10 protein-coding genes are annotated in these 9,568 nt (G+C 62.8%); all 10 read right to left on the bottom strand.

Annotated features, from left to right (window positions below; translation table 11 throughout):
* Positions 1-506, bottom strand: a 506-nt coding sequence (locus NKG59_RS13410; RefSeq protein ID WP_253537469.1) for a porin, incomplete at its 3' end; no start/stop codon positions are given.
* A 48-nt stretch (positions 507-554) separates the two neighbouring features.
* Positions 555-899 carry an L-rhamnose mutarotase gene (locus NKG59_RS13405; protein ID WP_232042757.1) on the bottom strand — a complete coding sequence of 115 codons (345 nt, stop codon included), beginning with the start codon at positions 897-899 and terminating at the stop codon, positions 555-557.
* Between the two features lie 7 nt (positions 900-906).
* Positions 907-1,683 carry an SDR family oxidoreductase gene (locus NKG59_RS13400; RefSeq protein ID WP_253537466.1) on the bottom strand — a complete coding sequence of 259 codons (777 nt, stop codon included), beginning with the start codon at positions 1,681-1,683 and terminating at the stop codon, positions 907-909.
* A gap of 3 nt (positions 1,684-1,686) precedes the next feature.
* Positions 1,687-2,568: an L-fucono-1,5-lactonase gene (locus NKG59_RS13395; protein WP_253537519.1), complete on the bottom strand. Its 882-nt coding sequence runs from the start codon at positions 2,566-2,568 to the stop codon at positions 1,687-1,689.
* Positions 2,569-2,587: 19 nt separating this feature from the next.
* Complete coding sequence (locus tag NKG59_RS13390) at positions 2,588-3,865, bottom strand: L-fuconate dehydratase (protein WP_253537463.1); 1,278 nt, start codon at positions 3,863-3,865, stop codon at positions 2,588-2,590.
* A 34-nt stretch (positions 3,866-3,899) separates the two neighbouring features.
* Complete coding sequence (locus NKG59_RS13385; RefSeq protein WP_253537460.1) at positions 3,900-4,760, bottom strand: fumarylacetoacetate hydrolase family protein; 861 nt, start codon at positions 4,758-4,760, stop codon at positions 3,900-3,902.
* A 36-nt stretch (positions 4,761-4,796) separates the two neighbouring features.
* Positions 4,797-5,546, bottom strand: a complete 750-nt coding sequence (locus tag NKG59_RS13380; protein WP_045204073.1) for an SDR family oxidoreductase — start codon at positions 5,544-5,546, stop codon at positions 4,797-4,799.
* Positions 5,547-5,686: 140 nt separating this feature from the next.
* Entirely contained in the window at positions 5,687-6,634 is a 948-nt protein-coding gene (locus NKG59_RS13375) for an ABC transporter substrate-binding protein (protein ID WP_045204074.1), read from the bottom strand.
* Between the two features lie 140 nt (positions 6,635-6,774).
* Positions 6,775-7,806, bottom strand: a complete 1,032-nt coding sequence (locus NKG59_RS13370; protein WP_024975750.1) for an ABC transporter permease — start codon at positions 7,804-7,806, stop codon at positions 6,775-6,777.
* Positions 7,799-9,295 (bottom strand): sugar ABC transporter ATP-binding protein, encoded by a 1,497-nt coding sequence (locus NKG59_RS13365; RefSeq protein WP_253537516.1) that lies wholly within the window; start codon positions 9,293-9,295, stop codon positions 7,799-7,801. Before NKG59_RS13365 ends, NKG59_RS13370 begins: the two co-directional genes overlap by 8 nt.
* Positions 9,296-9,568 lie beyond the last annotated feature (273 nt).

Raw genomic sequence — 9,568 nt, 5'->3', positions numbered from 1 at the left:
AAGCCGCCCCAGGTCGGGCTCTGGTATTCAACGATGTTGTTGGCACCCTGCCAGTTGCGCCCGCGCACCAGCGTGGCCGAGCCGATGAACTGCTGCCCGGTCGGGTCCAGGAACCAGACGTCATTGCTGATGAAGAGGTTCTTGCCGGCCGTCAACGTGCCCCAGGTCGGGCTGGACAGGCCGACATACGAACGGCGGTTAAAGAGCGCGTCACCGTTGGTTTTGCCCTGGGCCGCGCCAAAGCCGGATTCCAGCCGGAAGACCGCCTGCAGGCCACCGCCCAGATCCTCTTTGCCCATGAACCCGAACATGCTCGTGCCCCACTGGTTGTCGGCGGCGCGCCAGAGGCTGCCGCCCGGCGAGGTCGCGGTGGGAGCGACGTTGTTCTGGTAGTCGATGCCGCTGGCGACGCGGCCGTACAGCGTGACGTTGGTTTGTGCATGCGCGGCGCCAGCGGCCGCGCACACGATTGCCGCGCAGAGCGGCCAAGTTACTCGTTTCTTCATTGTCATCTCCTCTCTCTGGTGTCATGCCGGCCACGGCCGGAATTGCTTCTACTGCGGTTGCTGTTGCAAATCGAAAATGCGGCTCATCGGTATCCACTTCTGCCCCGCGGGCGTCCAGGGTGTGGGCGCCTGAAACTGCCACATCAGCGCTTCCCATTCGCGGATCTTCGGGTCCGTGTCGGTGGCAAGCGCCATGCGCTCGGCGTCGTAGATGGCGTCGTCGGTCTCCATGAGCATCACCATGCGGGTGCCCAGCCGATAGATCTCCATGCCGGTCACGCCGTGCACGCGCAGGTGCCGCGCAACTTCCGGCCAGATGCGTTGATGGTGGGCTTCGTACGTGGCGATGAGCGCCGCGTCGTCTTTCAGATCCAGAGCAAGGCAGTAGCGCATGGCAACCTCAGGTCAGGGCGCGGTCGAGGTGCGTGTAGCCACCATCGACAAATACCCACTGCCCCGTCGTGTGCGAGGCCTGTGCAGAGAGCAGGAAGACCGTGGTACTGGCAATCTCGTCGGCGGTGGTCATGCGCTGGCCGAGCGGAATCTTCGATGTAATTGCTGCGAGCTTGGCATCGGGGTTGTCGAACGTGGCAATCCAGCGTTCATACAGCGGCGTCAGTACCTCCGCCGGAATGACCGCATTGACGCGCACGCCATCCGGCGCCAGCGATGCCGCCCATTCCCGAGTGAGCGACAGCTGTGCACCCTTCGCGGCGGTGTATCCGCTCGTATTGCCTTGCCCCGTCAACGCCGTTTTCGACGAGATATTGACGATGGCCCCTCGGCTCGCTTTCAGGTGCGGCAGGCACAGATGTGCCATGACGTAGTAATGGATCAGGTTCTTTTCCAGCGAGCGCACGAAGGCGTCGCGGCCCGCGTCCAATCCCACGCTGTCGTTGATGCCGGCGTTGTTGACGAGGCCATCGATATGTCCGAACTCGCGCACGGTTTCGTCCACCATGCCGCGGCAATCGACCTCATCTTCCAGATCGAACTGGAAGAAGCGTGCCTTCGGCTGGCGACGCATCAGCTCGGCTTCAAACGCCGGCGCCATCGGGCTCTTGCCACAGATGACGGGGATGGCCCCTTCGGCTGCCAGTTGCAGCGAAATGGCCGCGCCAATGCCGGCTGCGCCGCCCGTGACGATTACGACTTTGTCTTGCAGATGCAAATCCATGGTTCAAGCCTTGAGTTGCAGGTTGTAGCAGCGGGCGGCGGTGCCACCCCAGAGGTCGGCGCGTTCAGTGGCGCTCAGCCGCTCTTCGGCCCAGACATGCAGCACGTCGTACACCGTGCCGTACGACGCCGCCAATTGGCACACCGGCCAATCCGACCCAAACATCACGCGGTCGGGGCCGAACACGTCGAGTGCCACGTCAAGGCATTGGCGCGCGTGCTGAACGTCGCGCACAGTCACGCCTTTTCGCCAATCGGCTTCGGTCAGCAGGCCGGAGAGCTTGCAGGAGACGTGCGGCATGTCCTTGAGCGGCGCAAGTGCGGCCCGCCACCTCGCCAGGGCCTGTGCATCACGCTCGAACGCTTCAAGCGGTGGCTTGCCGAGGTGATCCAGCACCAGCAAGTGGCGATCGTGCCGGCCGCAGAAATCCACGGCGGGCTCCAGTTGGTGGCCAAACACCAGCACGTCGTACGTGTAGCCCCAAAGCTGCAGCAACGCGACGCCTTGTTCGAAGGCTGGGTCCGACAAGAACGCCGCGACGTCGGGCTCGTCCTGCACGGTGTGCCGGAAGCCGACCAGTTTGTGCTCACCGCTCCTGGCTTCGAGGCGGGCCTCAAGATCGGCGGCATGCAGGTCTTCCCAGCCGACCACGCCGACAATCCAGTCGTGCGCAGCGGCGAGGCCCAGCAGAAAATCCGTCTCCTCACGCACGCCGCGCGCCTGCACGGCAATCGCAGCGTCCAGGCGTTGCGCCCGCAGCTCGGGCAGCAAGTTGGCAGGCAGGCGGTCTTCGGCCAGGGCTTCCATGCCGGGGCCGATCCATGAATACGCCTCGGGGTGATAGCGCCAGAAATGCTGGTGCGCGTCTATTCGTGGCACGGGCAGCGCAGGTACCGTCATCGCATCAGCCCCGGAAGCGGTATCGCTCAAGCGATGCCGGTTTCATCGTGATGGAGAAACCCGGTGCCTGCGGCGGCAGATAGGCGGCGTTTCGCACCACGCAGGGGTCGACAAAGTGCTCGTGCAGGTGGTCGACATACTCGACAACACGCCCTTCGCGCGTGCCTGACACGCAGATGTAGTCGATCATCGACAGATGCTGCACGTACTCGCACAGGCCCACACCGCCGGCATGCGGGCACACCGGTAAGCCGTACTTGGCCGCCAGCAGCAACACAGCCAGTATCTCGTTCACACCACCTAGCCGGCACGCGTCGATCTGCACGACATCGATGGCGCCGCGCATGATGAACTGCTTGAAGAGAATGCGGTTCTGGCACATCTCGCCGGTCGCCACCTTGACGGGGGCGACGGCTTCGCGAACCTTACGATGACCCTCCACATCGTCCGGGCTGGTCGGCTCTTCAATGAACCACGGCTTCGCGAAACCGAGTTCGCGCACCCAGTCGATGGCCTCCTTGACCTCCCAGACCTGGTTGGCATCGATCATCAGTTCACGATCCGGCCCGAGCACTTCGCGCGCGATGGAGACGCGGCGAATGTCGTCCTTCAAATCACGCCCCACCTTGAGCTTGATATGGCGGAAACCGCTGTCCACGGCCTCGCGGCAGAGGCGGCGCAGCTTGTCATCGTCATAGCCGAGCCAGCCGGCGGACGTGGTGTAGCACGGGTAGCCTTCCTGCTCCAGCGTGCGGATGCGGTCGGCCTTGCCCGGCGCCTGCTTGCGCAGCAGCTCGAGCGCTTCTTCGGGCGTGATGCCGTCGGTGATGTAGCGGAAGTCGATGCAGCGCACGAATGCTTCCGGTGTGAGATCGGCTACCAGACGCCACAGCGGCTTGCCTTCGGCCTTGGCCCACAGATCCCATGCGGCATTGACGACCGCGCCCGTGGCCAGGTGGATGGCGCCTTTGTCCGGGCCGATCCAGCGCAACTGGCTGTCGGACGTGACATGGCGCCAGAAGCGGCCCATGTCTTCACGAATCCAGTCGAGATCCAGCCCTTCCACCAGATGACGCATCGCCTCGATGGCGGCGCAGCACACCTCGTTGCCGCGCCCGATGGTGAAGGTCAGGCCGTGGCCTTCCAGGCCCGGCTGGTCAGTCTCCAGGATCACGTAGGCCGCGGAGTAATCCGGGTCCGGGTTCATCGCGTCGGAGCCGTCGAGATGCTGGGAAGTCGGAAAGCGCACGTCCAGCACGCGCAGGGATCGGATGATGGTCATGAGTATCGTGTTCGGGATTGCGGAATGCGTGCCTTCAGCCTTGCGCGTTCACCGTGCGCTGGCGCTGCTCGCCCAGACCCTCGATGCCCAGGCGCATCGTCTGGCCGGCGCGCAGATAGACCGGCGGCTTCTGCCCCAGCCCCACGCCCGGCGGGGTGCCGGTGGAAATCACATCACCTGGTTGCAGGCTCATGAAGCGGCTCAGATAGCTCACCAGATGCGCCACGCCAAACACCATGGTCGACGTCGATCCGTTCTGGTAACGGCGCCCATCCACCTCCAGCCACAGATGCAGCGCCTGCGGGTTGGGCACCTCGTCTGCGGTGACAAGCCACGGGCCGATGGGGCCGAACGTGTCGCAGCCCTTGCCCTTGTCCCACGTGCCGCCGCGCTCGAGCTGGTATTCGCGCTCCGACACATCGTTGATGACGCAGTAGCCCGCAACGTGCGCGAGCGCATCGGCCTCGCTGATGTACCGGCCGCCCTTGCCGATCACCACGCCAAGCTCGACTTCCCAATCGGTCTTCACCGAACCCTGCGGAATTTCCACGTCGTCATTCGGGCCGCAGATGGCGCTGGTCCATTTGCCGAAGACGACCGGCTCGGCCGGCACTTCGGCGCCGGTTTCGGCAGCATGGTCGGAATAGTTCAGCCCGATGCAGATGAACTTGCCCACGTTGCCCACGCAAGCGCCCAGGCGCAGGCCGGCTTGCGGCGTGCCGTCGACGATGGGCAGGCGGCTGATGTCCAGCGTGCGCAGGTGAGCCAGGCTCTCGGGCAGCAGCGCCGCGCCGCCAATGTCGTCAATCACGGCCGACAGGTCGCGCACTTGCCCTTGCGCATCGAGCAGGCCGGGCTTTTCCTGGCCCTTGGGGCCGTAGCGGAGGAGTTTCATCGTGTTGTCTTTGTGGACTGCAATCAATCAAACCAATCAGTTGGACCAGCCGCCGTCGATCACGCAGCAAGTGCCGGTCGTGAAGCGGGACTCATCCGAAGCCAGGTAGGTCGCCAGCGCGGCAATCTCGTCTGCCGTACCGACGCGGCCCATCGGCTGGCGCGCAACGAACGCGGCGCGGACGGTGTCGATCGGCACGTTCTGTTCCTGCGCTTGCGTGGCAATGCGCTGCTCGAGCGAGGGTGACTCCACCGTGCCCGGACAAATGGCGTTGCAACGAATGCCGCGCGCCACAAAGTCGGCGGCAATCGCCTTGGTCATCCCGATGACGGCGGCCTTGGTCGTGCCATACACGAAGCGGTTCGGCACGCCCTTCACGCTTGATGCGGCAGAGGCCATGTTGATGATCGATGCGCCGCCGTTGTCCAGCATCTTCGGCAACAGCGCACGCGTCAGGCGGTACATCGACGTCACGTTGAGCTGCCACGAGAACGCCCAGTCGTCTTCCGAACATTCGAGGATGCTGCCGGGGTGCACGAAGCCCGCGCAGTTGAACAGCGCGTCGAACGCGGCTTCTTCGCGTGCCAGGATGGCAACGGCATTGGCGTCCGTCACATCCAGGCGCAAGGTGCGGACGCCGGCGGTCTCTGCCAGCGTGGCCAACGCCTCTGCGTTGATATCGGTGGCGAGCACCTGCGCGCCCTCTTTTGCAAACATCATCGCGCTCGCCCGGCCAATACCCTGCCCAGCCGCCGTCACGAGGATGCGTTTTCCTTGGAGTCTCATTGCGTCTGCGTTCCGGCGCGGGCCACGTTGGCGGTGGCCCATTCCGGCAATGGAGTTAAAACACTGCGCCGTTCAGGAAAGGGATTCAGCCGGCATGGCGGCGAACGACGCTCCGCCACGCCCCTTGTTGCGATGAATCGTCAGTACAGGACGTTCTTGGCCTCGGGCGAATCGAGGTTCTGCTTGTTGACCATCATCACGCCCGTGTCGACCTGCTTCTGTACGGGCTTCTTCTCGATCACGCTAACCACCGTGTCGATGCCCTTGTAGCCCATCTGGTACGAGCTCTGGACGGCGATTGCGCGGATCGTGCCGTCGCGCACGAAGCCCTGCAGGTCCTGGTTGCCGTCAAAGCCGATAGCCGCCACCTTGCCGCTCTTGCCCGACTGCTGCAGCGCGCGCCCCATCCCGACCGCCGTAGGTTCGTTCGCACCAAAGATGCCCTTCAGATCGGGGTTGGCGGCCAGCACGTCGGTCGTCTGGTTCAGCGCCGTGGCCATCTGCGATTGCGAGTAGAACGGCCCAACGATCTGCAGCTTCGAGTGCGCCTCGATGTATTTCTTGAAGCCGCCCACGCGGCCGATTTCGGACCCCGCGCCCGGCACATAAGACATGATCGCAATCTTGCCGGTCTGGCCGACAGCGTCGATCATCGCCTTCGCGCACAACTCACCCGCCTTCGCGTTATCGGTCGACAGGAATGACTGGTAATACTGCTTGCCGGAATCGGACACCATCGAGTCGATCAGCACCACCGGGATGTGCGCCTCCCATGCCTTCTTCATCGCCGGCACCAGCGCATCCGGGTCTGACGGCGCGAGGACAATGCCCGCGACATGTCGGTTGACGGCGTTCTCGACCATGTTCACTTCGTCGGCAATGGCCGATTCTGCTGCGGGGCCCTGGAAGGTCATCGTGTAGCCCTTCGCCTTGCCCATGGCGGCCGTCGCGCCCTTCTGAACGTTCTGCCAGTAGTTGGAATTTGCCGATTTCACGATCACGGCTATTTCACCGCCTGCCGCCTGCGCATAAGCAGAGAACAGTGCACACGTTGCTGCAACCACCGCCAGTACGGAAAACTTCTTCATGTCTCACTCCTTGGTTTTGGTTTGAACTTCTCGACTTAGAGCCGCCAACAAAACCGCCCTGGCGTCGTTGCGCCTCCTTGCCGTACTACATGTACTGTCTGCGTCGGCACGCCTAGCCAGGACAATTTTGTTAGCGGCTCTTACAACTTGCGGTTTCTGAGCTGATCGATCCAGACGGTGCCAAGGATGACCACGCCGATGATGATCTGCTGGATAAAACTCGATACGCCGTTCATGTTGAGCCCGTTGCGCAACACGCCGATCACGAACGCGCCAATGGCCGTGCCCGAGACCGTTCCGACACCGCCCATCAGCGACGTCCCGCCGATGACGGCGCTGGCAATCGCATCAAGTTCGTACATCACGCCTTCGTTCGGTTGTGCCGTCACCAGGCGAGACATCAGCACGCACCCGGCCATCCCTGCCAGCAAGCCCGATAGCACATACGTGAACAGCTTCACGCCCTGCACGTTCACCCCGGACAAGCGTGCGGCCTCGGCGTTCGAGCCGACTGCATAGATGTGGCGACCCAGTGAAGTGCGTGAGAGCAGCACGGAGACAGCGATGAACAGCGCGAGCATGATCACCACCGGATAAGGAATGCCGGGGAAGACCGTGTCCGGAAAGCCGTCTGCCCCGATGTGCGAGATGCGGAACAGCGCGCCGTTGCCGAGTTCGCCGAAAGCATCTCCCAGGCCCGAGACAGGACGGGCGCCCGTGATCTGCAGGGCCACGCCGCGCGCCACCAGCATCATGCCCAGCGTGGCAATGAAGGGCGGCAGGCCCATCCTGGTGATACAGATACCGTTAACCCATCCGCACACGCCGCCAACCAGCACGCCGGCCAGCATGGCAATCGGAACAGGTACGCCCATCTTGACGAGCAAGGCTGCAACCACGCCAGAGAGCGCCAGCACCGAACCCACCGACAAGTCGATGCCACCGGTGATGATCACGCACGTGGCGGCTACGCCCAGGTAGGCAATCGACGTGACCTGCAGCGCGACGGTCATGAAGTTGCCGACCGAAAAGAAGGCCGCGCTGGTTGCAGAAAACGCAATCACAAGCGCCACAAGGCTACCGAGCGCTGCAAACTTTTGGATCAGGTCCCGATGGTGTTGCTTGCTCTGCTTTTTCACGGCCTGCGGCTGATCTGATGTCATTTCAAGCATGTGTTCTTCCTGATGCGTAATGCAGAATTTCTTCCTGGTTTGTCTTCCGTGTTTCCAGGACTGCGGTGATGCGGCCTTCATGAAAGACGGCAATTCGATCTGTCATGCCCAGCAGTTCCGGCAGCTCCGAGCTGATCAGCACGACACCGACACCGTCTGCGGCGAGTTCGTCCATCAGCCCATAAATCGCGTACTTGGCGCCGACGTCGATGCCCCGCGTCGGCTCATCGAAAAACAGGATGCGCGAACCGCGATACAGCCATTTGCCGATCACGATCTTCTGTTGATTGCCACCGGAGAGATTGCGCACCGTCTGCCCGACGGACGGCGTGCGGATGTTCAACTCGCGCACGTAGCGCTGCGCCACGGCGGTCTCTTCGGAAAAGCGCAGGAAGCCATGCGATGAAATCGCCCGGACATTGGCCAGGGTGATATTCACGGCCACCGGCATCGACAACGCCAGACCGTCCTTCTTTCTGTCTTCCGACAAGTAGGCAATGCCTTGCCGGATGGCCTCGCGCGGGGAGCGGATCGTGACCGGCGTGTCGCCCAGCGTGATCGACCCGGAATCGAGCCGTTCCGCTCCGAAAATGGCCCGTGCCACCTCCGTGCGCCCCGCGCCCATCAAGCCGGCAAAACCGAGAATCTCGCCCTTGCGCAACTCGAACGACACCGGCCCGAAGACGCCCGCCCGGCTCAGTGCGTTCACGCGCAACAACACCTCGTCGGTCGGCACCGATTTGCGCGCGGGAAATACATCGTCGAGTGAACGGCCGACCATCCGCGCGACGATCTCGTTGACACTGGTGGAAGCGAAATCGCTCGTGGCGATATGGCGGCCGTCACGCAGCACCGTTACGCGATCGACGATCTCGGCCATCTCATCAAGCCGATGCGAGATGTAGAGAATCGCCACGCCATCGGCGCGCAACTCCTTGATGATGCGAAACAGCTGAACGGTTTCGGATTCCGTGAGCGAAGACGTGGGCTCGTCCATGATCAGCACACGCGCGTCGAGCGAGAGCGCCTTGGCAATCTCCACCATCTGTTGCTGCGCGATCGACAGCGCGCTGACCAGCGTGGTCGGCTCGACGGCCAGCCCGATCCGCTGCAGATAGCTGCGCGCGTTGGTGTTGAGCTTGCGGTAATCAATGAACGGACCGCGCTTGGGCTCGCGTGCCAGGAAGATGTTCTCCGCCACCGACAGGTGCGGCACGAGATTCAGCTCTTGATGGATGATCGCAATGCCGGCCGCCTGCGCCTCGGATGTCGACGCAAACCGTACCGCTTCGCCCCGGTACGAGATCACGCCATCGTCTGCGATGTACTGGCCGCTGATGATCTTCATCAGGGTGGATTTGCCAGCACCGTTTTCGCCGCAGACGGCATGGACTTCGCCCACGCGCAGATCCAGATCCACACCATCCAGCGCAACGACGCCGGGAAAGCGTTTGCCGATGCGCTGCAAGCAAAGAATCTCTTGCGGCATCGACGATCTGGAGCTGCTTACGTGCGTGGGCACGGCATCAGCACTGCTCATCGTGGTCTCCGTTGTATTGCGAGGCTCTGATCTTCCGCTCGACGCACTGGTAAGTCCAGTTCGGAGCGATTCGATTAAGCCAAGCATTTTTTGGTCAAGCCAATATCACTTAGAACACACCTGCCTGACCACTAGTGCAAACCCTGAAGTGTTGCTCACACCAGTCTAGACAACGGCTGGCGGTGCCCATGCTAGACTCGAAACACACCTATGCGCGACAAC

Source organism: Ralstonia chuxiongensis (assembly GCF_024158925.1).
Lineage (GTDB): Bacteria > Pseudomonadota > Gammaproteobacteria > Burkholderiales > Burkholderiaceae > Ralstonia > Ralstonia chuxiongensis.
The sequence above is the reverse complement of the archived record's forward strand: the minus strand, read 5'-3'. Positions and strand labels throughout refer to the sequence as shown.

Bases quoted from the DNA above. Each gene is read 5' to 3' on its own strand.
- NKG59_RS13405 (WP_232042757.1), bottom strand. From the start codon at position 899: ATGCGCTACTGCCTTGCTCTGGATCTGAAAGACGACGCGGCGCTCATC.
- NKG59_RS13400 (WP_253537466.1), bottom strand. From the start codon at position 1,683: ATGGATTTGCATCTGCAAGACAAAGTCGTAATCGTCACGGGCGGCGCA.
- NKG59_RS13390 (WP_253537463.1), bottom strand. From the start codon at position 3,865: ATGACCATCATCCGATCCCTGCGCGTGCTGGACGTGCGCTTTCCGACT.
- NKG59_RS13385 (WP_253537460.1), bottom strand. From the start codon at position 4,760: ATGAAACTCCTCCGCTACGGCCCCAAGGGCCAGGAAAAGCCCGGCCTG.
- NKG59_RS13380 (WP_045204073.1), bottom strand. From the start codon at position 5,546: ATGAGACTCCAAGGAAAACGCATCCTCGTGACGGCGGCTGGGCAGGGT.
- NKG59_RS13375 (WP_045204074.1), bottom strand. From the start codon at position 6,634: ATGAAGAAGTTTTCCGTACTGGCGGTGGTTGCAGCAACGTGTGCACTG.
- NKG59_RS13370 (WP_024975750.1), bottom strand. From the start codon at position 7,806: ATGCTTGAAATGACATCAGATCAGCCGCAGGCCGTGAAAAAGCAGAGC.
- NKG59_RS13365 (WP_253537516.1), bottom strand. From the start codon at position 9,295: ATGCCGCAAGAGATTCTTTGCTTGCAGCGCATCGGCAAACGCTTTCCC.